Consider the following 23,443-nt stretch of genomic DNA (forward strand, 5'->3'; position numbering starts at 1 on the left):
CCTTACAGGATAAAGGACCGCCGGGGCCGCCGGCTCAGCCGTCCACCTCGATCGCGAGCGCCGGGCACAGCTGCGCCGCTTCCTTCGCCTTCGCGTGCAGTTCCGCGGGCGGGTTTTCCTGGAGCAGCAGCACGATCCCGTCGTCGTCGCGCTGGTCGAACACCTCGGGCGCGACGAGCACGCACTGCCCGGCCCCGACGCAGCGGGACTGGTCGATCGCCACCTTCATCTCCCGGCTCCTTTCACCAGGTCACGGGGAGTTCGTGCACCCCGTAGACGACCATGTCGTGCTTGAACTTCAGCTCTTCGAGCGGCGCGGCCAGCCGCAGCGTCGGGATCCGCCGGTACAGCGTCCGGTACACCACCTGCAGTTCGACCCGCGCGAGCGGCTGGCCGAGGCACTGGTGCACGCCGTAGCCGAACGCGACGTGGTGGCGGGCCTGGCGGGTGACGTCGAGCTTGTCCGGCTCGGGGAACTGCGTCTCGTCGCGGTTGGCGACGTCGGTGGCCGCGATCAGGCCCTCGCCCGCGCGCACGGTCTGCCCGCCGATCTCCAGGTCTTCGAGCGCGACGCGGCGGCGTCCGGAGTGGACGATCGTCAGGTAGCGCAGCAGCTCCTCGACCGCGTTGGCCAGCAAGGCGTCGTCGCCGTCGCGGACCGCGGCGAGCTGATCCGGGTGCTCCAGCAGCGCGACCGTGCCGAGCGCGATCATGTTCGCCGTGGTTTCGTGCCCGGCCACGAGCAGCAGCTGGCCCATCGACGCCGCTTCCTCGACGGTCATCGCACCGGTCGCGACCTGACCCGTCGCGAGCCGGCTGAACACGTCGTCGGCCGGATCGCCGATCTTCTTCTCCACCAGCCGCGCGAGGTAGTCGAGCAGTTCCTCGGCCGCGGCGAGCGACTGTTCGGCAGTCGCCTCCCGGGAGACCAGGATCTTGCTGCAGCGGTGGAAAAACTCGCGGTCGTCGTACGGCACGCCGAGCAGTTCGCAGATCACCAGGGACGGCACCGGCAGCGCGAACGCCTGCACGAGGTCGGCGGGTTTCGGCCCGGCCAGCATCCCGTCCAGCAGCTCGTCGACGATCTGCTGGATCCGCGGCCGCATCCGCTGGACCTTCTTCACCATGAAATCGCCGGTCAGCAGCCGTCGCTGGGCCGCGTGCTCCGGGTCGTCCATGCCGATGAACGACTTGAACCGGTTGCGCCGCGCCTTGATCCCGGGCGTCTGCGCCGGATAGCCGGCGCGGTCGGGATCGGCGCTCACCCGCGGGTCGGCGAGCATCGCGCGGACGTCTTCGTAGCGGGTGAGCAGCCACGGTTCGCTGCCGTCCCAGATCCGCACGCGCGACACCGGCTCGTCGCGCAGCTTGCGCTCGAGGCCGGGCGGCGGATCGAACGGGCAGCGCCCGCGCGCCATCGGGAACCGCTCTGCCGGCCGGGCGTCGGCCATGACCGCCTCCTGGAGAAGTCGCCAAACGATCGTTCGGATACTTACCGAACACATGTTAGGAGATGTGGTGAACGACTGACCAGACGCGCGGGTCAAGATCACCGGGATGGCCGTGGACGAGGGTGGCAAACGGGAGAAAACGCCCGTGGGTCAAGCGAAAATGAGCGACAGCAGCTCGTCGGCGAAGCTCACGACGGCGTCCTCGTTCGGCTGTTTTCCGGACGAATGGAACAGCGCGACGCGGCCGTGCGCGCCGACGAACGCGATCACCCCGGCCCGGTCGGCGGGCACGCGGAGCGCGGCCCCGGACTCGGCGCAGCGGGCGAACGCGGCGGTGATCCGGTCGATGAGGTCGATCGTCGGGCCCTGCGGCCGGACCTCCGGCGACGTGCGGCTGGCCCCGTTGGCGGTCATCAGCCGGTAGTGGCCGGGGTTGTCCATCGCGAACCGGCAGTACGCGTGCAGCAGCGCCCGGACCCGGCCCACCGGATCGGCCGCGGGCACCCGGGATTCGGCCGCTTCCATCGCGAGCCGCAGCCGGCCGAACTCGTGCTCGACGAGTCCGGCGACGAGCGCGGCCCGGTCGCTGAAGTGCTGGTAGATGCTGGCCGGGGCGATGCCGACGGCACGGGCGACGCCGCGGATGGTGAGCGCGTCCTCGCCGCCGAGTTCCGACAGGAGCCTGCTGGCCGCGGCGAGGATTTCCCCGCGCAGCCGTTCGCCCTCGCCCCAGCGGTTGCGCGTGCGGGCCTGGACTTCTTCGGACACCTGCCCATTGTTACCGCTCGGCCTGCCCGGTCCCGCTCCGGCCCGCCGCGGATGTCGGTCGTTTCGTCGTCCGTCAGCCATCCGGGGTTCACCGGCTGGGCGAGGGCGGTCGATAGCGTTCGCCGGTGGACGATCAGGGGTGGCTGGACGACTTCCAGCGGCGGATTGACGAGATGCAGGCGAAAAGCCTTGCGCTGCAGGAGACCTTGAGCACCGCGGAGGGCCGCGCCAAATCGGGCGACGGGCTCGTGTCGGTTTCGGTGACTCCGAACGGCGCGCTCAAGAACCTCGAAATCGACGACCGCGCCCTGCGGCACGGCGGCGCCCGGCTGACCGCCTCGATCATGGACGCCTACGGAAAAGCCCAGCGCCAGGTGTCGCGCGACGTCATCAACGCGTTCGAGCCGATCGCCGGCGACAGCGAGATGATGACCGTGGTCAAGTCGTATCTGCCGGAGCCCGAGGAAGAGCCGGAACCACCGGCCGAGCCGCCCGCGCGTTATTCGGGACCTCCGCCGGGCAGCACCACGCCGCCGGGCAGCGCGGCCTACGGACGCCCGACACCTCCGCCAGGCGGCGCGACGCACAGCCGTCCGCCGATGCCGCCTCCCGGCAACACCCCGCCGCCGCCCCCGGCCGCGCCCGAACCGCCGCGGCCGACGTCCGGTCCGCACCGCCGGCGCGCCGCGGGCGAGGACGACGACGAGATGCAGCCGTGGTGACCTCTCGTGAGTGGCGTTCACGGTTCTAACCGCGAACGCCACTCACGACCGGGCTGTCAACCCGTCGTTAGTGCTGGGAAATCACCATTTGCCGGACCGTACGAAAGGGGGGTCACAATCCGGGAGCTTCTGCCTACTTTGGGTTGAGCGCGCGCAAACCCGGCAAACTCCCTTATCCCCCCAGGAGCTTTCTTATGTCCAGGAAGTTCGTGCTGTCCGGCGCGGTGGCACTCGCTCTGGCCGCCGCCCCGCTCTCGGGCGCCGTAGCGGTCGCCGCTCCGGCTCCTTCCGCGGTCGCGGCCGCCACGGTCTACTACTCGACGTCCGGCGCGCCGTCGTTCCGGGCCGCGATCAACGCGGGCGCGGCGAACTGGAACCGCGCGGTGACCAACGTGAAGCTGGTCGAACGGTCGTCCGGGGCCACGCTGCGGTACGTCGAGGGCAACGACCCGCGCGGCTCGTACGCGCAGACCGACGGGCACGGCCACGGCACCATCTTCATCGACTACACCCAGGCCCGCCAATACGACAACACGCGGATCACCGCGCACGAGACCGGCCACGCGCTCGGCCTGCCGGACCACTACTCGGGCCCGTGCTCCGAGCTGATGTCGGGCGGCGGCCCCGGCCCGTCCTGCCACAACGCCAACCCGAACGCCCAGGAAGCCTCCCGCGTGCAGCGGCTGTGGGCCAACGGGCTCAGCGCGGTCTCCGGTCCGCAGCAGCGGATCTACGACCACGCCGGCTGAGCCGGATGAGCGAGCGGCGGCCGGGCGCGTCCCGGCCGCCGCATTCGCTGTCAAGGTTTCCGCGCCGGATAGCGCCGTTCGGACTCCGATCGAGGTCGGAATCCGCCCTGTTTCGCTGAACGAGGAATGCCCTCGGACCGCCGGTGGTTGGCTTGCCTTCAGACGAAAGGGAGGCATTTCATGGCGGAAATCGTTCTGGTTCACGGTTCCTGGGCCGATGGGTCGGTGTGGCTGGAGGTGATCGCGGCACTGCACCGACAGGGGCACCGGGCCCGCGCGGTACACCTGCCGATGACTTCGTTCGCCGACGACATCGCCGAGGTCCGCCGGGAAATCGCCGCCCTCGGCGGCCCGGTCGTGCTGGCCGCCCATTCCTACGGCGGTGCGGTGATTTCCGGTGCGGCGAAGGACAATCCGCAGGTCAACGCGCTGGCTTACTTCGCGGCGTATGTTCCCGACGAAGGCGAGACCGTGCCTTCGCTGAACGCCCACTTCCCGGACGCCCCCGGTGGTGCCGCGATGGTGTTCCACGAAGACGGCTGGTCGTCGCTCGACCCGGACCACTTCCACGACGCCCTCGCCGCCGATTTGCCTCCCGAACGAGCCGCCGCGCTGGCCGCAGTGCAACGACGCGCCCGCGCCGACTGCTTCGTCGCGCCCGCGGGTCCGGGGGCCTGGCGTGACCTGCCGACCGCTTACGCGGTGTCCACAGAGGACCGGATTCTCCACCCGGACCTGCAGCGGTGGCTCGCGAAGCGGGCTGGGGCGGACTGTGTCGAGCTGGCGGCCAGTCACTATTCGCTGCTCTCGCAACCGGAGGCGGTGGCTGCGGTGATCGACAAGGTCGCGGTGCGCGGCGAGCAGCGGTAAATTCAGTTGCCCAGCCGCGTTCGGACAGCCGAGTATTCCGGCCATGACCACCGAACCGGCCCGCCATCGTCCGTCCCGCTGCCCGCTCGAAAGCGGCAAGCAGCAGACGGCTCAGGAAGGGACCCGCCAGGCAGTGCGATGAGCGCCGCGCTGGTCGCGGGGCTCATCGCCGGGTACGGGATCGCCATGCCGGTCGGCGCGATCGGCGTTTACCTGGTCGAACTCACCGCTCGCACATCGTGGCGGGTCGGAGCGGCCGCAGCAATGGGTGTGGCCACCGCGGACGGCGTCTACGCCGTTCTCGCCACCGCCGGCGGGACCGCGCTGGCTCCGCTGCTCGCCCCGATCACCGTTCCGCTGCGCCTGACCTCCGCCGTCGCACTGCTCATGCTCGCCGGATGGACCGCGGTTCGGGCCATCCGACGTTACCGATCCGCCGAATCGCCCTTGGCAGCACCGGAACCGCATCCACTGCGGGCCTATGCGACCCTGCTCGGCCTGACCCTGCTCAACCCCACCACCGTCATCTACTTCACCGCGCTCGTCCTCGGCGAGCGACCGGCCAACGGCACCGTGTTCGCGGCAGCCGCGTTCGCTGCTTCGGCCAGCTGGCAACTGCTGCTGGCGGTCGGCGGAGCGCTGCTCGGACGCGGTCTCACCGGTCCGCGCGGACGGCTCGGCACCGCCTTGCTGTCCAGCGCGGTGATTCTCGTGCTGGCGGTGCGGCTTTTCTAGGAGGCGACCGTGCTTTCCCTTACCTCAAGGGAAAACGGCGGTTGCACCGAACGCGGCTCAGCGCTCTCGGTACCGGCGAGGCGGCGGTGGATCAGGTCGATCGCGGCCTCGGCGATCGCCGCCTTGTCCGGCGAGATCGTGGTGAGCGCGGGCAGGCTGAACGCGCTCTCCTCAGTGTTGTCGAAGCCGACGATCGCGATGTCCTCCGGAACCCGGAGCCCCTGTTCGGCCGCCGAACGCAACGCGCCGACGGCCAGCAGGTCGTTGAAGCAGAACACCGCGTCCGGCGGTTCTTCCTGTGCCAGCAAGCGTTTCATCGCCGCCGCACCCTCGGCGCGGTGATACTTCGCGACCGGCTCCACCAAGGAATCCACCCACGGCAACCCAGCGTCGGCCAGCGCGGCCCGGTAGCCCGCGAGCCGCAGCGACGACGTCCCGCGCTGAGGGTTCGCGCCGATCGCGGCGATCCGGCGACGGCCGAGCGACACCAGATGCGACACCGCCACCTGCGCGGCCCGCACGTTGTCGATCGCCACCCGGTCCAGCGCGACGTCCACCGCGTGCTCGCCCAGCAGCACCAACGGGATTTGCCCGTCCGCAGCGGGGAAATCCGCCGCCTCGAGTGCTTCGGGATGCACGAGCGCGCCGTCGACCAGATGCGGGCCCAGCGAGTCCACAGTGGCCCGTTCCCGGTCGCGGGTTCCTTGCGTCTGCTCGATCAGCACGCTCCACCCGCGACGCTGCGCGGCGGTGATCACCAGCCCGGCCATTTCGCCGAAGTACGGAATGCTCAGCTCCGGCACCATCAACGCCAGGAACCCGGTCCGCCCCCGGCGCAGGTTGCGCGCGCCGACGTTCGGCCGGTACCCGGTCGCGGCCAGTGCCTCCTCGACGCGCCGCCGGTTCTCGGGCTTCACGAACGCGTAGCCGTTCACCACGTTCGACACGGTTTTCACCGAAACGCCCGCCAGCGTCGCGACGTCCTTCAAGGTCACGGCCACGCCGACTCCTCATCTCTCCGCCCAGAGCCCATCACGAGCCCGCGAGGCTCTCGGCAGCAGCCCCGACGACCACGTAGTGTAGCGACGTTGTGCCTGTTTACAACGTTGTTCCAACGATGTAAAAATAGCCGCAGCTCAGCGTCGTGACGGACGTCACTACGCCGAGCGGGTTGCCCCAGTCGTCGGCTGCGAGGAGTCCGCCGTGTCCCCGTCCGTCCCTGCCCGCTTCGCTCTGGTCGCCGGCGCCGCCACGGCACTCGTGCTCGCCGGCTGCACTAGCCGCGAGGAAACCCCGGCCGCGCAAAGCAACGGCTCCGGTCCGGCCGCCTCGGCCGCGTCCGCCGCGCCGTCCGCCGACGGCTGCACCCTCGACAAGACCGGCTACCCGAAGCTCGACCCGAAGACCGCGATCGTCGGCTTCTCCCAGTCGGAGAAGGAGGCGAACCCGTTCCGGATCGCCGAGACCCAGTCCATCCGCGCCGAGGCGGGCAAGCTCGGCATCCCGGCCGACCACCTGCTGACCACGAACGCGCAGAGTGACCTCAACAAGCAGATCTCGGACATCAAATCGCTGCTGGACCGCGGCGCGCAGCTGCTCATCGTGGCCCCGCTGAACTCCGACGGCCTGCAGCCCGCGCTCGACGCGGCGAAGGCGAAGAAGGTCCCGGTGGTCACCATCGACCGGCAGGTGACGTCGAAGCCCTGCACCGACTACCTGACCTTCATCGGCTCCAACTTCATCGAACAGGGCCACCGCGCGGCCGCCGCGCTGGCGAAGTCCACCGGCGGCAACGGCAAGGTCGCGATCCTGCTCGGCTCCTCGGGCAACAACGTGACCACCGACCGCACCAAGGGCTTCAAGGACGAGCTGGCCAAGACGCCCGGCCTCACCGTGGTCGCCGAGCAGACCGGCGAGTTCGACCGCTCCAAGGGCCAGTCGGTGATGGAGCAGCTGATCCAGAGCCACCCGGACCTCACCGCGGTGTACGCGGAGAACGACGAGATGGGCATCGGAGCGGTCAACGCGCTCAAGACCGCGGGCAAGAACCCCGGCAAGGACGTCAAGGTCGTGTCGGTCGACGGCACGCGCAACGCGGTGCAGCTGATCGTGGACGGCAGCTACAACGCGGTGATCGAATCGAACCCGCGGTTCGGCCAGCTGGCGTTCCAGACGCTGCAGCAGTTCGAGGACGGCAAGCCGATCCCGCCGAGCATCGTCATCAGCGACGACTCCTACGACGAATCGAACGCGGCCCAGAAGGTCGGGAACGCGTACTGATGACGAGCACGGCCGACACCCAGGCGGCGACCATGACCGCACCGGTGCTCGAGGTGTCCGGGGTGACCAAGCGGTTCCCCGGCACCGTGGCCCTCGACGACGTCTCCTTCCGCCTGCGCCGCGGCGAAGTCCACGCGCTGGTCGGGGAAAACGGCGCGGGCAAGTCCACGTTGATCAAAGTGCTCACCGGCGTGTACCGGCCGGACGAGGGCGAGGTCCGCCACCTCGGCGCACCGGTCGAGTTCCGCCGTCCGATCGACGCGCAGCGCGCCGGGATCTCGACCATCTACCAGGAGGTCAACCTCGTCCCGCTGATGAGCGTGGCGAGCAACGTCTTCCTCGGCCGGGAACCGCGCACCCGCACCGGATTGATCGACTGGTCCGCGATGAACGAGCAGGCACGCGAACTGCTCAGCGGGTACGGGATCGACACCGATGTGCGGCGTCCGCTGCACACGCTCGCGGTCGGGGCGCAGCAGATGGTCGCGCTCGCTCGTGCGGTGTCCACAAAGGCCGGTGTGGTCGTAATGGACGAGCCGACGTCGTCGCTCGAACCGCGTGAAGTGGACACTCTGTTCGAGGTGCTGGCGCGGCTGCATGCCGATGACATTTCGGTGCTTTACGTGAGTCATCGGATGGACGAGCTGTACCGGGTCTGCGACAGCGTCACTGTGCTGCGCGACGGCCGCGTAGTCCACAGTGGACCATTGAAGCCGTTGCCCCGCCTCGAATTGGTGTCGATGATGCTCGGCCGGGAGATCCGGCAGATCCGCGCCGAGGGTGTCACCGCGTTCGGCGAGGAGCATCACGCGGAGAAGGAACCGTTGCTGCAGGCCACACATCTGTCCGGCGGGAACAAGCTGCACGACGTTTCGGTGAGCGTACGGCCGGGCGAGGTCGTCGGACTGGCCGGACTGCTCGGGTCCGGCCGGAGCGAGACCGCGCGGGCGGTGGTCGGCGCGTTCCCGCTCGACGGTGGAACCGTGCTGCTGGCGGGAAAACCGTTGAAGCGCGGGAAGATCTCCGCGGCAATGCGGGCTGGGATCGCGTTGCTGGCCGAGGACCGTAAGGCGGACGGGATCATTCCGAACCTGTCCGTCCGCGAAAACATCGTGCTCGCCGCGCTGCCGCGGCTGTCCACTTTCGGCTTCATCAGCCGGTCCAAACAGGACCGTGTGGTGAAGACGTTCATGGAACGGTTGCGGATCAAGGCGTCCAGCCCGGAGCAGAAGGTGTCCGAACTGTCCGGCGGCAACCAGCAGAAAGTGCTGCTGGCGCGCTGGCTCGCCACCGGACCGAAAGTGCTGCTGCTGGACGAGCCGACCCGAGGCATCGACGTGGGAGCCAAAGCCGAGGTGCAGGCGCTCATCGACGAACTGGCGCAGGACGGGCTCGGCGTGCTGCTGATCTCGTCCGAACTGGAAGAGATTCTCGACGGCGCGGACCGGGTGGTCGTGCTGCGCGACGGAAGCGTCGCGACCGAACTGGCCGGCGACGCGGTCACCGAGGACAACGTGCTGGCGGCGATAGCTGCAGGGGGTGACAACGATGTCGACCGCGACACTGACGAGACCTGACCGCGCCCGCGTCACGACCTGGCTGCAGAACTACGGCGTGTACCTGGCCGTGGTCGTGCTGCTGTTGTTCAACATCGCCTTCACGAAGAACTTCCTCTCCGCGGCCAACTTCCGCACGCAACTCGTGCAGGCCGCGCCGGTGTGCATCGTCGCGCTCGGCATGGCGCTGGTGATCGGGACCGAGGGCATCGACCTGTCGGTGGGCTCGGTGATGTCGGTCGCCGCGGCGCTCGTCCCGCTGTATCTCGGGGCGGGGCCGCTGATGGTGGTCGCGGTCGCGCTGATCGCCGGGGTCGTTTCCGGGTTGTTCAGCGGATTCCTGGTGGCCCAGCTGGGCATTCAGCCGATCATCGCGACGCTGGCGTTGCTCGTCGGCGGTCGCGGGCTAGCGCTCGTGATCGCGCACGGACAGCTGGTGCAGCTGCACAACCCGGACTTTCTCGCGCTCGGCAGCGGCGACGTCCTCGGCGTGCCGATCATGGTACTGGTGGCCGCGGTCCTGTCGGTGCTGGCCGGATTGCTGGTGCGGCGCACCACCTTCGGACGGCACCTGGTCGCGGTCGGCGGCAACCGTCCCGCCGCGACACTCGCCGGGCTGCCGGTGAAACGGGTCCTGATCGGGGTGTACGCCATGTCCGGGGCGCTCGCGGCCATCGCCGGGGTGCTGTCCACCGCCCGCCTCGGCGCGAGCGACCCCAACGATCTCGGCCTGCTGATGGAACTTTCGGCGATCACCGCGGTGGTGGTCGGCGGCACTCCGCTCACCGGCGGCCGCGTGCGCGTGCTCGGCACGGTGTGCGGCGCGCTGCTCATGCAATTGGTGCACGCCACGCTGATCAAGCACGACCTGCCGGATTCCGCCGCGCAAATGGTGCAGGCCGCCATCATCGTCGCCGCGGTGTACGTCGCCCGGGAACGGAGCACGCGATGATCGCGACCACCGCCGCCCCGCCGTCCGAACGCGGCGCGGCCTTCGCCGCAGCGCTGCAACGCCAAGGCGCGGCCGTCGTGCTCGTGCTCGGCGTGGCCGTCGCGTGGTTTGCCTTCCCGCGCTTCGGATCCGCGGACAACCTGCGCGACCTCGCGTTGCAAAGTTCTTTCCTGGCAGTGCTCGCGCTGGGCATGACGTTCGTGATCATTTCCGGCGGGATCGATCTGTCCGTCGGCTCGGTGTACGCGCTCGGCGGCGTGCTGGCCGCGTACGGCTCCCGATACGGCCTGGTCGTGGCGATCCTGCTGCCATTAGTCGTTTGCGGGCTCATCGGGCTGCTCAACGGGCTCCTCATCGCCCGCACGAAAATGGCCCCGTTCATCGTCACGCTCGCCTCGCTGTTGTTCGCTCGCGGGCTCTTGCTGGCCTTGACCGACGAGGGCGCGACGACGTACAAAGTGGAGCCGGGATCAGCGTTGCTCTGGCTGGGGCAAGGCAAGATCCTCGGTGTCGGCGTACCGGTGTATCTCGCTTTGGTCCTTTTCGGACTCGGCGGCCTGCTGCTGCGCCGGACCCGGTTCGGCCAGTCGGTATTCGCGCTCGGCGGCTCGGAACAGTCCGCGCTGCTGATGGGTCTTCCGGTGGCCCGCACCAAAATCACCCTCTACACGCTCAGCGGCACGCTCGCCGGATTCGCCGGCGTGCTCACCGCGGCGTACCTGCAATCGGGCGTCACCGTGCTCGGCGTCGGCACGGAGCTGGACGCGATTTCCGTCGTGGTCATCGGCGGAACGCTGCTCACCGGCGGCGCCGGAACCGTACTCGGCACGCTCGTGGGCGTGCTGCTGAAGACGCTGATCCAGAACGTCATCAACCAGGTCGGCACCCTCGATTCCAACTACCAGACGGTGGTCAGCGGCGCGTTCCTGCTGGTTGTCGTCGTGATCCAGCGGCTGCTGGCCCGCTCCCGCCGCTCCTGACCCGTGCAGTTCCATCCGCGCTGATCCACCTGTCAGTAGGAGGTTCGACGATGGTCCGTCCTGCCCGCAGACCCGGCCGCCTGGCCACGGCAGCCGCCGCGCTCGCCGTGGCCGTGTCCGGGTTGTCGAGTGTCCCCGCCGCCGCGGCCGATCCGCCGCAGTGGCACCGCCTCACCCCGCCCCTGACCACCCCGTGGACCAACCAGGTCTCCCCGGACAACGCCCTTCCCGAATACCCGCGGCCGCAAATGACCCGGGACAACTGGCAAAACCTCAACGGCGTCTGGGAATTCTCCGCCGCCAAACCGGGCGACTCGCCGCCGATCAAGCGCAGCCTCGACGAACGCATCCTCGTGCCGTACCCGGTCGAATCGGCGCTGTCCGGAATCATGCGGCACGAAACGTCGATGTGGTACCGGCGGACCTTCCAGGTGCCGAAGAACTGGCACGTCGGCGGGCGGGACCAGCGGTTGCTCCTGCACTTCCAGGCCGTCGACTACGACACCACGGTGTGGGTCAACGGCCATCAGGTCGCCCGGCACACCGGCGGGTACGACGCGTTTTCCGCGGACGTCACCAACGCGTTGACCACCGGGAAAGACCAGGAAATCGTCGTCGGCGTCACGGATCCGAACGACGCGGGCGGGCAACCGCTCGGCAAGCAGCGCAAACCCGGCGACGGCATCTTCTACACCCCGACGTCCGGCATCTGGCAGACCGTCTGGATGGAACCGGTGGCCCCGGCGCACCTCTCGCGGGTGGACACCACCCCGGACGTCGCCAGCGGTTCGGTCACGGTGAACGCCGTCGTGGGCGGCCCGGTGAAACAACGCGTGCAAGCCGTCGCCTACGACCGCGGCCGTGTCGTCGGCGTCGCGTCCGGACCGGCGAACACTCCGTTGAAGCTCAAGATAAACAAGCCGCGTCTGTGGACGCCGGACGATCCGTTCCTGTACGACCTGCGCGTCTCCCTGTCCTCCGGCGACAGCGTCGGCTCGTACTTCGGGCTGCGGTCGGTGTCCGTCGGCAAGACCGCGGACGGCAAGCAGCGGATGCTGCTGAACGGCAAGTTCGTGATGCAGCTCGGCCCGCTGGACCAGGGTTTCTGGCCGGACGGCATCTACACCGCACCGACCGACGCGGCGCTGAAGTTCGATCTGGAACAGGAAAAGGCGCTCGGGTTCAACATGGTGCGCAAGCACATCAAGGTCGAACCGGACCGCTGGTACTACTACGCGGACAAACTCGGGCTGCTGGTGTGGCAGGACATGCCCGCGATGAAGGACGACATCGACGCGACGCCCGCGGCGCAGGCGAACTTCGAATCCGAACTGCACCGGATGATCGACCAGCACCGGAGTTTCCCGTCGATCGTCACCTGGGTGCCGTTCAACGAGGGCTGGGGCGACTACGCCGTCGGCCGGATCGCCGACCAGGTCAAGGCCTGGGACCCGACGCGGCTGGTGGACGCTGAGTCCGGCGTGAACTGCTGCCGGTCCGAACCCGACAGCGGCCGCGGCGATCTCTACGACGACCACACCTACACCGGCCCGGGAACCCCCGTGCCGGACGCGCACCGCGCCGCGGTCGACGGCGAATACGGCGGCCTCGGACTGAAGGTCGACGGACACCAGTTCGACCCGGCCGGCAGCTTCGCGTACGAGATGGAGCCGGACAGCGCCACGCTCACCCGTCGCTACGCCGAACTCCAGCAACGCCTGCTGCTCGCCGGACGGCAATGCGGCGTGTCGGCCGGGGTGTACACGCAAACCACCGACGTGGAGAAGGAGGTCAACGGCTTCTTCACCTACGACCGGCAAGTGAAGAAGATGGACTTCGCCGCTGTCCGGGCCGCGAACCTGTCGGTGATCAAGGGCGTCGACGGCTCGCCGCAACAGGGTCCGGTGATCCCGCCCGGCACGCCCGGGATCGACGGAATCGCCGCGTACCCGTTCGACGAGAACGGCGGCACCACCGCGGCGGACCCGGTGGGCCATCACGACGCGACGCTCGTCGGCGGCGCTTCCTGGACCGCCGGCCACAGCGGCTCGGCCCTGGCGGTGAACGGCTCCGGCCAGTACGCGGACACCGGTGCCGCGCTGGTGAAGACCGACCTGAGCTACAGCGTCGCCGCATGGGTGAAGTTCACCGCGGTCGGCGACGGTTTCCAGACCGTGGTGAGCCAGGACGGGAACGACCACAGCGCGTTCTTCCTGCAGTATTCCGGCGCGGACCACAAGCTGGCGTTCAGCTTCGTGGGCACCCGGGCACTCGCCCCGCTCACACCGGAAGCCGGCCGCTGGTACCACCTGGTCGGGGTCCGCGATGCCGCTACCGGGCAGCTGGCGCTGTACGTGGACGGCCAGCTGGCCGCGTCGCGCAGCGTTTGCCTGGGCGAGGCGTCCACCGGACACACGGTGATCGGCCGCGGGAAGTACGGCGGAAACCCGGTGGACTTCCTGAACGGGGCGGTTGACCAGGTGCGCCTGTACGACCGGGCGTTGTCCGCCGCGGAGGTGGCGAAGCTGTACGCGTCCTGAGGTCAGGGAAAGCGCCTGGGCCTGCGAGTTCGCGGGTCCAGGCGCTTCTCTTTTCCGGTGTGCCGTTCGCCGCGTGCGTCGGCTCTCTCGCGCTCACGGTGCTTTTCCTTGCGAGGGCGTGGGTTTTCTAGTCCCCCCGTGGAGCTGAAAGACCACCCTGTCGCGCAAGCGACCGCCGACGTCGCGCTCGGCGGAGGCGGTTGCCTAGGCCTTGCCGCCGTGCTCGCCTGAGGCTCCCCGCTTCGCCCGCACCCGCCGGTAACTCCAGATCAGCAGCGCGAACAAGATCAAACTCGACAGGATCAGGCTGGTCCCGGTACTCCACCCGCTGAGCGGCAGCGACCGCACCGTCCCCCACACGATGCCCGCGGCCAGCAGCGCCAGCCCGGCCAGCACCGAACCGGCGATCCGCAGCGGCGACGACACGCTCTCCTCCGCCGCTTTCATCGCCCGCGTCCGCACCGGGTCGACGAATCGCTGCAGCGCCGGGAACTCCGAGGCCAGCACCAGCAGCCCGGCGAGCACCAGCAGCAGTCCCGGCCCGGGCAGCACGAGCAGCACGACCCCGACGACCACCAGCGCCCCGCCGACGACCGACAGGAGCACCCGGCGCACTGGCTTGCCCAATCCCATCGGGCCAGTGTGCCGCCGGGATCGCGGTACTGCCAGCTGGACTGTCCATACTGGACCCCCGAGGCGGACCGGCCGGTTTTTGTCGGTGCCGGATGCTTAGCTGCTCAGCGTGGTCGAATCACTGCCTGACCTCATCCGCCGCTGGCAGGCGGGATGGGGCGCGTCCCGAGGATTCCGTCCCGCCGAAGAAACCCGCGGCGGGCTGCACGTCCTGCTCGAACAACCGGATCGGCACCGCGAGATCGTCGCGCGGTGTCCGCCGAACCGGAGGTCCTGCGCGGCCTCGCCGAAGAGGTGGCTGCCGCCGCACGCCCGACCTGGCTGACCGTGCCGACGAACCGGCCGGAGGAAGCCGAGTCGATCATGCGCGAGGCAGGGCTGAAGCTGCGGGACGCACGCGAAGCACTCATGACGATCCCGCTGCGCCGACATCCACCGCGTACCGCACCGCCGCCCTACACCCGGACGACCGCCAGGCACGCAACGGTGTGCGAAACCGTGCTGCGCCATCCCGATTCGGGGGTCGCGGCGCGAGGAACCATGGCCGTGCTCGGCACCGACGCGATCGCGGACCGGATCGAAACCGTGCCGGAACATCGCCGCCGCGGTCTCGGCAGCGTGGTGATGAGTTCCCTCGCGGAAAACGCCGTGGCACACGGCGCGACCACCGGGATTCTCGTCGCCACCGCGGCCGGGCAACAGCTTTATGCGGCGCTGGGGTGGTCCACGCGCGCCACCGTCCTCATCGCCCAGGCCCCGGCAGGTTGACCTGAAGGTCTTCTGCTTACCGCGAAGCTGCGCGACGCCGGGATCACCCTCGAGGCCCACCGGTCCCCCATCAGCGAACCCGACGCCGCGAAACCACTAGGAGCCGCCGTTATTCACCAGCCAGCAACCGCTCGAACGACACCGACGCGTACTCGTCATCCGGCTTCGCCTCCGGCGCCGCCGCGACCAACCGAGCCAGCTCGCGGCCAGCCCGCTCCACCCGCTGCTGCAACGCACCCGTCGCCTCGACGCTGCCCCAATCCGACGACGCCGCGTACACGCCGGTCGGGACCACAGTCGCGCGAAGGTAGGCGAAGAGCGGGCGCAGCGCGAAGTCGAGCGCCAGCGAATGCCGTTCCGTACCGCCCGTCGCGGCGAGCAGCACCGGTTTGCCGTCGAGCGCTTCCTTGTCCAGCACGTCGAAGAACGATTTGAACAGCCCGCTGTAGGAAGCGGTGAACACCGGCGTCACGGCGATCAAGCCGTCGGCGTGCGTCACGGTGTCGATCACTTCCCGCAGCTGCGGGCTGGGGAACCCGGTGAGCATGTTGTTGGTGACGTCGACCGCGATGTCGCGGAGTTCGAACACCTTCACCGTCACGTCGTCGTCGACGAGGGCGGCGCGGGTGGCCTCGGCCAGCCGGTCGGCCAGCAGCCTCGTGGACGACGGCTGGCTCAAGCCCGCGGTGACCACGGCGACAGTGCGTGCAGTCATGACCTTCTCCCCTAAACCCGGGTCAGGCGGTGACGGCCTGAGCCGCCTTGAGCGATTCGTGCGTGGGCGCTTCCGGCACGTGCGCCGGGCGCTTCGCTTCCAGTTCCTTGCGCAGCACCGGCACGACCTCTTCGCCCAGCAGGTCGAGCTGCTCCAGCACGGTCTTCAGCGGCAGCCCCGCGTGGTCCATCAGGAACAGCTGGCGCTGATAGTCGCCGAAGTGCTCGCGGAAGGTCAGCGTCTTGTCGATGACCTCCTGCGGGCTGCCGACGGTCAGCGGCGTCTGCTCGGTGAAGTCCTCCAGCGACGGGCCGTGCCCGTACACCGGCGCGTTGTCGAAGTACGGCCGGAACTCGTTCCACGCGTCCTGCGACTTCGGCCGGATGAACGCCTGCCCGCCGAGCCCGACGATGGCCTGGTCGGCCTTGCCGTGCCCGTAGTGCTCGTAGCGCTGCCGGTAGAACGCGATCAGCTGCTGGAAGTGCGAGGTCGGCCAGAAGATGTGGTTCGCGAAGAACCCGTCGCCGTAATACGCGGCCTGCTCGGCGATCTCCGGGCTGCGGATCGAACCGTGCCACACGAACGGCGGCACGCCGTCGAGCGGGCGCGGCGTCGAGGTGAAGCCCTGCAGCGGGGTGCGGAACTTGCCCTCCCAGTCGACGACCTCCTCGCGCCAGAGCCGGTGCAGCAGCGCGTAGTTCTCCACGGCCAGCGGGATGCCCTGGCGGATGTCCTGCCCGAACCACGGGTAGACCGGGCCGGTGTTGCCGCGGCCCATCATCAGGTCGAGCCGCCCGTCGGCCAGGTGCTGCAGCATGGCGTAGTCCTCGGCCAGCCGCACCGGGTCGTTCGTGGTGATCAGGGTGGTCGACGTGGAGAGGACGATCTTCTCCGTCCGCGCCGCGATGTTCGAGAGCAGGACGGTGGGGTTCGCCGGCGCGGCGAACGGCGGATTGTGGTGCTCTCCGACGGCGAAGACGTCGAGACCGACCTCCTCGGCCTTGAGCGCGATCCTGACCATCGCCTTGATGCGCTCGTGCTCCGTGGGCGTGACGCCCGTGGTGGGGTCGGTCGTGACGTCGCCCACCGAGAAGATTCCGAACTGCATGACCGCTCCCTAGCCGGTTGCTTCCTACCTTGCTTGTCGGCACAACTACTCGCGTGGAAGATGTATTCCTGCAGGACTATACCGGTGACCTGGGACACGCCTCCGGACGCCGTCGGGGGCGCAGCGGCCAGTTCCTGTCAGGGGGTGCGGATATCCTGCAGTACGGTGACGGCCCGGGGCCCCCTGCTCCGGCCACCTGTTTGCCCACCGAACAGCACGCCTCGATCCGGGAGAACGACCTCGTGACCGCTGAGACTCTGTACGGGGCCGACGACCTGACCCACCTCGAAGGACTCGAGGCGGTCCGCAAGCGCCCCGGGATGTACATCGGCTCCACCGACAGCCGAGGCATCAACCACCTCTTCTCCGAGGTCGTCGACAACTCCACCGACGAGGGGGTGGCGGGCCATGCCACGCGCATCGTCGTCACCCTGCACGCCGACGGCAGCGTCCAAGTGGACGACGACGGCCGCGGCATCCCCACCGGCGTGCACGCCAAATCCGGCCTCTCCGGCGTCGAACTGGTGCTGACCCGGCTGCACGCCGGCGGCAAGTTCGGCGGCTCCGGGTACAAGACGTCCGGCGGTCTGCACGGCGTCGGCGCTTCGGCGGTGAACGCGCTGTCGCACCGCTTCGACGTCACGGTGAAGCAGAACGGCAAGGTCCACCAGATGTCGTTCGCGCACGGCGTGCCCGGCGTGTTCGCCGGCCCCGGCCCGAAGGCGAAGTTCACCCGCCGCTCCGGGCTCAACCTGGTCGGCAAGATGAAGCGCGGCGAGCGCAGCGGCACGTCCATCCGCTACTGGTACGACGCGCGGTACTTCGAAACCGGCGCGGCGCTGGACGTCGAAGGCGTGCGGACGAAGCTGCGCAACACCGCGTTCCTCGTGCCCGGCGTCACCTACGTGCTGCGCACCACGTTCGAGGACACCATCAACGAGGAGACCTTCCACTTCCCGAACGGGCTGGCGGACATGGTCGACTTCCTCGCCCCGGACAGCGAAAAGCCGGTCTGCGGCACGCTGATGATCACCGGCGAGGGCACCTACAAGGAGAACGCGGCGGACGCCAACGGCGTCATGCAGTCCAATGTGGAGCGACACGCGGAGGTCGAGGTCGCGCTGCGCTGGGGCACCGGCTACGAGCGCACCGTGGAGTGCTTCACCAACACCATCCGCAACGTGCACGGCGGCACGCACCGGCGCGGGTTCGACCGCGCGGTCACCCGGGCGATCGTGGACGCGATCGGCAAGACGCGCGGGCTGCTGAAGGCGAAGGAGGACCCGCCGACCACCGAGGACGTGCTGGAGGGCATGACCGCGGTGATCCACGTCCGGCTGCCGGAGCCGCAGTTCACCTCGCAGACCAAGGACGAACTGTCGACGGCGGGCATCACGCGCGTCCTCCAGGGCATCGTCGACAAGCAGGTGCGGGCTTGGACCGAGGACCGGAAAACCAAGTCCGAGGCCAAAATCGTGCTGCAGAAGGTGGTCGACGCGGCGCGCGTGCGGCTCACCCAGAAACAGCAGAAGGACGCCGCCCGGCGCAAAACCGCGCTCGAGGGCGCGGCGATGCCGCCGAAGCTGGTCGACTGCCGCACCACCGGCGTCTCGCGCAGCGAACTGTTCCTGGTGGAGGGCGACAGCGCGCTCGGCTCGGCGCGGATGGCGCGGGTGTCGGAGTACCAGGCGCTGCTTCCGTTGCGCGGCAAGATCCTCAACGTGCAGAAGGCGTCCCTCGGCGACACGCTGAAGAACGCCGAGATCGCGTCGATCGTGCAGGTGCTCGGCGCGGGCACCGGCCGCACGTTCGACCTGTCCACGATGCGCTACGGCCGCGTCATCCTGATGGCGGACGCGGATGTCGACGGTTCGCACATCCGCACGCTGCTGATCACGCTCTTCGCGAAGTACATGCGCCCGGTGATCGAGGACGGCCGGCTGTACGCGGCCATGCCGCCGCTGCACAAGATCACCACGAAGGGCCGCGGTTCGGAGACCGTCTTCACCTTCACCCAGCGCGAGATGGAGCAGAAGGTCGCCGAACTCGAAGCGGCGGGCAAGCAGGTCGTCACGCCGGTGCCGCGGTTCAAGGGCCTCGGCGAGATGGACGCCGACGAACTGTGGGAAACCACGATGAACCCGGCGACGCGCTCGGTCCGGCGGATCACGCTGGAGGACGTCGAGGCCGCGGAGCTGGCGCTGGAACTGCTGATGGGCGAAAAGGTCGAGCCGCGGCGCAACTGGCTGGTCGAATCGTCCGACCGCGTCGACCGCGAAGCCATCGACGTCTGAGTTTTCCGTTCGTTCCCAAGGAGTTGTGAGCCATGGCTCGCCGTAGCAAGACCCCGGTGACCCGGGTCGACCCGAGCGCGTTCGACTCGCCGGGCGCGCAGGTCTTCGACAACCCGCTGAAGACGGAGATCGAAGACTCGTACCTGGAATACGCGTACTCGGTGATCCACTCGCGCGCCCTCCCGGACGCGCGCGACGGCCTGAAGCCGGTGCACCGCCGCATCCTGTTCTCGATGAACGAGAACGGCTACCGCCCGACGCACGCGTACGTGAAGTCGTCCCGCGTGGTCGGCGACTGTTTCGTGCGCGGCGCGCTGGTGTCGACCCCCGGCGGTCTCCGGCCGATCGAATCCCTCGAGATCGGCGACCAGGTGCTGGACAGCCGCGGCAAGGCGGTGCCCGTCGCCGAGGTGTACGAGAACCCGCCGGACGAACTCGTCCGCATCACCTGGTCGAACGGCCACACCATGCTCGTCACCCCCGGGCAGCGGTTCCGGACGGTGGCGGACGACTCGACGCTGGACTGGACGGCCGCTCGCGACCTGACCGGCAGGCTGACCGTCGCGTACGGAAACAGCAGGCGGGAAAGCCTGCCGCGCGGCGGGGACCGGTACGCCTATCTGCTCGGCTTGATCACCGCCGACGGACGAGTCCGCATCCACATGTGCGACCGCGAGCCGCTTGACGCCGTGTACGAGTGGGCACAGGCCAACGGGGTGCGAGTGTCCCGGGGGAGCCGGGCCGCCGCGAAACCGGAATGGCGCGACCAGCACATCCTCACCTTCGCCCGGCACGACGGCCTGCTCGCGGCGGGCAAACCGCTCAGCGACGCGAAGCACGTGCCCGCGGAAGTCCTCTCGGACCGGACCTCGTGGGCTCCGTATCTCGCCGGACTTTTCGACGGCGACGGCTACGTCCGGAAGAACCACCGCGAGATCGTCTACGTCAGCACGAGCGAAAAGCTCGTCCGGCAGGTGTACGCGATGCTCGCGGACCTCGGCATCCACGGCCATCACTGGAGCAACCCCAGGCAGAATGGCCACAAGACGCTGCTGGGCTTGTCCGTCAGCGGATCCGACGCGTCCGCGCTGGCGCACCTCATGCTGCCGTGGATCACTGTCGGCTACAAGAAGGACAGCCTCGAAACACTCGCGGAAATCGCTTACGAGTACGGCGGAAAGCAGGGGAACGACCGGCTGCCCAACAAGGAAGTCATGGCCGAGTTCTCCGCCGCTCATCGCGGCGGCGGCTGGTTCCGCGACACTTCCGGCACCGCATTCCGCGCGTCGCTGTCGGCGACGAGCGGCGCGACGGTCCGCTACGGAAAGGACCGGCACGGCACCGCGCTGGCCGACCGTTCTTTCCGCCTTTCGCGGGCGCGCCAGGACGGCTGGATCGAGAAATTGCGCAGGATCGGTTCGCCTCTCGCGGACCGGCTCGACGCGCTGAACGGATTCTCGTTCCTCGAAGTGGTTTCCGTCGAACCGGTCGAACCCCAGGTCACTTACGACATTCAGGTCGGCACGGAAGACCACGAATTCGCGGCCGAGGGTTTCGTCGTCCACAACTGCATGGGCAAATACCACCCGCACGGCGACACCGCGATTTACGACGCGATGGTCCGCCTGGCGCAGGACTTCTCGATGAACGCCCCGTTGATCGACGGGCACGGAAACTTCGGGAGCCCAGACGACGGACCGGCCGCCTCGCGGTACACCGAGGCCCGGATGTCGAACGAAGCGATGCTGCTCGTCGGCGAGCTGGGCGAGGACACCGTCGACTTCCGGCCTAACTACGACGGTTCGCTCGAAGAGCCCTCGGTGCTGCCGGCGGCCTATCCGAACCTGCTGGTCAACGGCACGTCCGGGATCGCGGTCGGCATGGCGACCAACATGATCCCGCACAATCTCGGCGAGGTGATCGGCGCCGCGCGGTGGCTGATCAACCATCCGAACGCCACGCTCGACAAGCTGATGGAGTACATCCCCGGCCCCGACCTGCCCACCGGCGGCAGCCTGCTGGGGCTGGACGAGGTACGCAAGGCCTACGAAACCGGCCGCGGCGTGGTGCGGATGCGCGCGAACGTCGAGACCGGCCCGCTGGAGGGCAGCCGGGGGCGGCAGGCCATCACGGTGACCGAGCTGCCGTACGGCGTCGGGCCGGAGAAGGTGATCGAGAAGATCACCGACGAGGTCAACAAGTCCAAGCGGCTCACCGGGATCGCGGACGTCAAGGACCTCACCGACCGCGAGAACGGCACGCGGCTGGTCATCGAGTGCAAGGTGGGCGTCAACCCGCAGGCACTGCTGGCGGATCTGTACCGGCTCACGCCGCTGGAGCAGTCGTTCGGCATCAACAACCTGGTGCTCGTCGACGGCCAGCCGCAGACGCTCGGCCTGAAGGCCCTGCTGGAAGTCTTCCTGAAACACCGCTACGAGGTCGTCACGCGGCGCACGCGTTATCGTCGGCGCAAGCGCGAAGAGCGGCTGCACCTGGTCGACGGTCTGCTGATCGCGCTGCTGAACATCGACAAGGTCATCCGGCTGATCCGCGAAAGCGAAAACGCGGCCGCCGCGAAGGACGGCCTGATGACGAAGTTCAAGCTGTCCGAGACCCAGGCGAGTTACATCCTGGACACTCCGCTGCGCCGCCTCACCAAGTACGACCGCCTGGAGCTGGAAAGCGAACAGGAAAAGCTGCGCGCGGAAATCGCCGAGCTGACCACGATCCTCGAGGACGAGTCGGTCCTGAAGAAGCTCGTGTCGACGGAACTGGCGAAGATCGCGAAGGACTTCCCCACCGGCCGCCGCACCCGCCTCATCGACGGCGATCTGAAGGAAGTCCTGGCCGCGTCGAAGCCGTCCGGCCCGCTGGAAGTCGCGGACGACCCGTGCCAGGTGATCCTGTCGGCCACCGGCCTGGTCGCCCGCACGGCTGCGGAATCGGAAGAGGCATCGGAAGTCCGCCGCCGAAACGGCCGCGTAAAACACGACGCCGTGTCAGCCGTCGTGCACACCACCGCGCGCGGCCAGGTGCTTCTGGTGACCAGCCGAGGCCGCGCGTTCAAGACGGACGTGCTGCCCCTGCCGGTGTTGCCAGAACAAGCAGGCACGGTGTCGTTGCGCGGCGGCATGGCGGCAAAAGAACTGGTACCGCTGGAAAAGGGGGAGCGGGTAGTCGGAATCGCGCCCTTGGGCGAGCAAGCAGGCAACTCGCCGGGCCTGGCCATCGGCACGCGCGGCGGCGTGGTGAAGGTATGCGCCCCGGACTGGCCAGTGCGCTCGGACGAATTCGAGGTCATCAGCCTCAAGCCCGGCGACGAAATCATCGGCGCGACCTGGCTGACCGACGGAAACGAAACCCTGGCCTTCATCTCGTCGGACTCGTCCCTGTTGCGCTTCGCCGCGAGCCTGATCCGCCCGCAAGGCACGAAGAGCGGAGGCATGGCAGGCATGAAACTGGCCGCGAACGCCACCGCGATCTTCTTCGGAGCCATCCGGACGGACGACGAAGAACACGGCGAACCAATGGTCGTCACCGCAACGGGCCAAAGCGTCAAGGTCACGCCCTTCAGCGAATACCCCGCAAAGGGCCGAGCCACCGGCGGCGTGCGAGCGCACCGCTTCCTGAAGGGAGAAACCGCGGTCCAGGTCGCCTGGGTAGGCCCGCGCCCAGCAGGCGCGAGCCGCACCGGAGACCCAGTAGAACTCCCAGAAGTAGACCTCCGCCGCGACGGCTCGGGCCACGCCCACCCAGGCCCAGAAGTAGTAGGCCACCTCATCGAACGCGGCTAGCAAGGGGGTGGGATCCAGCACGGATTCCACCCCTCCTCACCGCCTCCGCCCGCAGACTCCGGCGGCGGAGGTGCGTTCAGCGGTGCGGGCGGCTCCGGCCCGGCCGAGAAAGGCGCGGCTCGGGCGTGACCGGGCGCGGCTCGGGCGCGGAGGCTCTAATCCTCCGCAGGGCTCGACAGGTGGACGCAACGCCTGTTGTTCGGCGGTGCGAGAGCAACTGCGCAAGAGCCCCGGCCAGACTGCGCTGGTACAGACGCCCGCATCGCTTCGCTCCCACCCCTGCTGTAACGAAGCTGGAGCCACAACCCAGGCACCTCGACGCTCGCAGTGGGGGCGCCAGCCCCCAACGCGCCCCCCAACCGCACCGATGCACCCAAAAAAGCGAGGCACCCACCCCACCCCCACCCCCGATACACAGCCAAAAACACGGCGCTGGGGTGCTTGTCAAGGCATCTTTCCCGCCTTGACAAGCACCCCAGCGCCGTAGTCACACTAAAAAATCGGGGGGCCAACGCACCCACTCATCCG

19 protein-coding genes are annotated in these 23,443 nt (G+C 68.8%); 12 read left to right on the forward strand and 7 right to left on the reverse strand.

The window, feature by feature from the left end; translation table 11 throughout:
• Positions 1 to 34: 34 nt before the first annotated feature.
• The 3 genes from F9C11_RS00315 to F9C11_RS00325 form a co-directional block, all read right to left on the reverse strand.
• Positions 35 to 229 (reverse strand): ferredoxin, encoded by a 195-nt coding sequence (locus F9C11_RS00315; protein WP_409182958.1) that lies wholly within the window; start codon positions 227 to 229, stop codon positions 35 to 37.
• Positions 230 to 242: 13 nt separating this feature from the next.
• Positions 243 to 1,451, reverse strand: coding sequence for a cytochrome P450 (locus F9C11_RS00320; protein WP_409182959.1), 1,209 nt, complete (start codon positions 1,449 to 1,451; stop codon positions 243 to 245).
• Between the two features lie 150 nt (positions 1,452 to 1,601).
• Entirely contained in the window at positions 1,602 to 2,219 is a 618-nt protein-coding gene (locus tag F9C11_RS00325; RefSeq protein WP_409182960.1) for a TetR/AcrR family transcriptional regulator, read from the reverse strand.
• A gap of 125 nt (positions 2,220 to 2,344) precedes the next feature.
• Between F9C11_RS00325 and F9C11_RS00330 the strand changes: the two genes are divergently transcribed.
• From F9C11_RS00330 to F9C11_RS00345, 4 genes are all read left to right on the forward strand, one after another.
• Positions 2,345 to 2,941 (forward strand): YbaB/EbfC family nucleoid-associated protein, encoded by a 597-nt coding sequence (locus F9C11_RS00330; protein WP_409182961.1) that lies wholly within the window; start codon positions 2,345 to 2,347, stop codon positions 2,939 to 2,941.
• A gap of 194 nt (positions 2,942 to 3,135) precedes the next feature.
• Complete coding sequence (locus tag F9C11_RS00335; RefSeq protein ID WP_409182962.1) at positions 3,136 to 3,690, forward strand: snapalysin family zinc-dependent metalloprotease; 555 nt, start codon at positions 3,136 to 3,138, stop codon at positions 3,688 to 3,690.
• 180 nt (positions 3,691 to 3,870) lie between these two features.
• Positions 3,871 to 4,560, forward strand: coding sequence for an alpha/beta fold hydrolase (locus F9C11_RS00340; RefSeq protein WP_409182963.1), 690 nt, complete (start codon positions 3,871 to 3,873; stop codon positions 4,558 to 4,560).
• A 138-nt stretch (positions 4,561 to 4,698) separates the two neighbouring features.
• A complete protein-coding gene (locus F9C11_RS00345; RefSeq protein WP_409182964.1) occupies positions 4,699 to 5,295 on the forward strand; it encodes a LysE family transporter in 597 nt (198 codons plus the stop codon).
• On the opposite strand, the gene F9C11_RS00350 is transcribed toward F9C11_RS00345, so the two are convergent.
• Positions 5,292 to 6,296 (reverse strand): LacI family DNA-binding transcriptional regulator, encoded by a 1,005-nt coding sequence (locus F9C11_RS00350; protein WP_409182965.1) that lies wholly within the window; start codon positions 6,294 to 6,296, stop codon positions 5,292 to 5,294. The two genes, F9C11_RS00345 and F9C11_RS00350, sit on opposite strands and share 4 nt — an antisense overlap.
• 202 nt (positions 6,297 to 6,498) lie before the next feature.
• Between F9C11_RS00350 and F9C11_RS00355 the strand changes: the two genes are divergently transcribed.
• Genes F9C11_RS00355 through F9C11_RS00375 form a run of 5 tightly spaced genes read left to right on the forward strand, consistent with a single transcriptional unit; the run spans position 6,499 to position 13,603 of the window.
• The gene (locus tag F9C11_RS00355; RefSeq protein ID WP_409182966.1) at positions 6,499 to 7,575 is read left to right on the forward strand and encodes an ABC transporter substrate-binding protein; all 1,077 of its coding nucleotides are present in this window, start codon (positions 6,499 to 6,501) and stop codon (positions 7,573 to 7,575) included.
• Positions 7,575 to 9,152 carry a sugar ABC transporter ATP-binding protein gene (locus F9C11_RS00360; protein WP_409182967.1) on the forward strand — a complete coding sequence of 526 codons (1,578 nt, stop codon included), beginning with the start codon at positions 7,575 to 7,577 and terminating at the stop codon, positions 9,150 to 9,152. Before F9C11_RS00355 ends, F9C11_RS00360 begins: the two co-directional genes overlap by 1 nt.
• A complete protein-coding gene (locus tag F9C11_RS00365) occupies positions 9,124 to 10,083 on the forward strand; it encodes an ABC transporter permease (protein ID WP_409182968.1) in 960 nt (319 codons plus the stop codon). The genes F9C11_RS00360 and F9C11_RS00365 overlap by 29 nt, the downstream gene beginning before the upstream one ends.
• A complete protein-coding gene (locus tag F9C11_RS00370) occupies positions 10,080 to 11,063 on the forward strand; it encodes an ABC transporter permease (RefSeq protein WP_409182969.1) in 984 nt (327 codons plus the stop codon). The genes F9C11_RS00365 and F9C11_RS00370 overlap by 4 nt, the downstream gene beginning before the upstream one ends.
• A gap of 50 nt (positions 11,064 to 11,113) precedes the next feature.
• Complete coding sequence (locus F9C11_RS00375; RefSeq protein WP_409182970.1) at positions 11,114 to 13,603, forward strand: LamG-like jellyroll fold domain-containing protein; 2,490 nt, start codon at positions 11,114 to 11,116, stop codon at positions 13,601 to 13,603.
• A 204-nt stretch (positions 13,604 to 13,807) separates the two neighbouring features.
• On the opposite strand, the gene F9C11_RS00380 is transcribed toward F9C11_RS00375, so the two are convergent.
• Positions 13,808 to 14,236 carry a PGPGW domain-containing protein gene (locus F9C11_RS00380; protein WP_409182971.1) on the reverse strand — a complete coding sequence of 143 codons (429 nt, stop codon included), beginning with the start codon at positions 14,234 to 14,236 and terminating at the stop codon, positions 13,808 to 13,810.
• Positions 14,237 to 14,488: 252 nt separating this feature from the next.
• Here F9C11_RS00380 and F9C11_RS00385 point away from each other — a divergent pair, with 252 nt between their 5' ends.
• A complete protein-coding gene (locus tag F9C11_RS00385) occupies positions 14,489 to 15,004 on the forward strand; it encodes a GNAT family N-acetyltransferase (RefSeq protein WP_409182972.1) in 516 nt (171 codons plus the stop codon).
• A 109-nt stretch (positions 15,005 to 15,113) separates the two neighbouring features.
• Here the strand turns inward: F9C11_RS00385 and F9C11_RS00390 are convergent, their stop codons facing one another.
• Positions 15,114 to 15,719, reverse strand: coding sequence for an FMN reductase (locus F9C11_RS00390; protein WP_409182973.1), 606 nt, complete (start codon positions 15,717 to 15,719; stop codon positions 15,114 to 15,116).
• A 22-nt stretch (positions 15,720 to 15,741) separates the two neighbouring features.
• The gene (locus F9C11_RS00395; protein WP_409182974.1) at positions 15,742 to 16,827 is read right to left on the reverse strand and encodes an LLM class flavin-dependent oxidoreductase; all 1,086 of its coding nucleotides are present in this window, start codon (positions 16,825 to 16,827) and stop codon (positions 15,742 to 15,744) included.
• 242 nt (positions 16,828 to 17,069) lie between these two features.
• Here F9C11_RS00395 and F9C11_RS00400 point away from each other — a divergent pair, with 242 nt between their 5' ends.
• Both F9C11_RS00400 and F9C11_RS00405 read left to right on the forward strand, forming a co-directional pair.
• Positions 17,070 to 19,121: a type IIA DNA topoisomerase subunit B gene (locus F9C11_RS00400; RefSeq protein WP_409182975.1), complete on the forward strand. Its 2,052-nt coding sequence runs from the start codon at positions 17,070 to 17,072 to the stop codon at positions 19,119 to 19,121.
• Positions 19,122 to 19,153: 32 nt separating this feature from the next.
• Entirely contained in the window at positions 19,154 to 22,915 is a 3,762-nt protein-coding gene (locus F9C11_RS00405) for a DNA topoisomerase (ATP-hydrolyzing) (protein WP_409182976.1), read from the forward strand.
• Positions 22,916 to 23,443: the final 528 nt, after the last annotated feature.

The organism is Amycolatopsis sp. VS8301801F10 (assembly GCF_046195355.1).
Taxonomy (GTDB): Bacteria; Actinomycetota; Actinomycetes; order Mycobacteriales; family Pseudonocardiaceae; genus Amycolatopsis.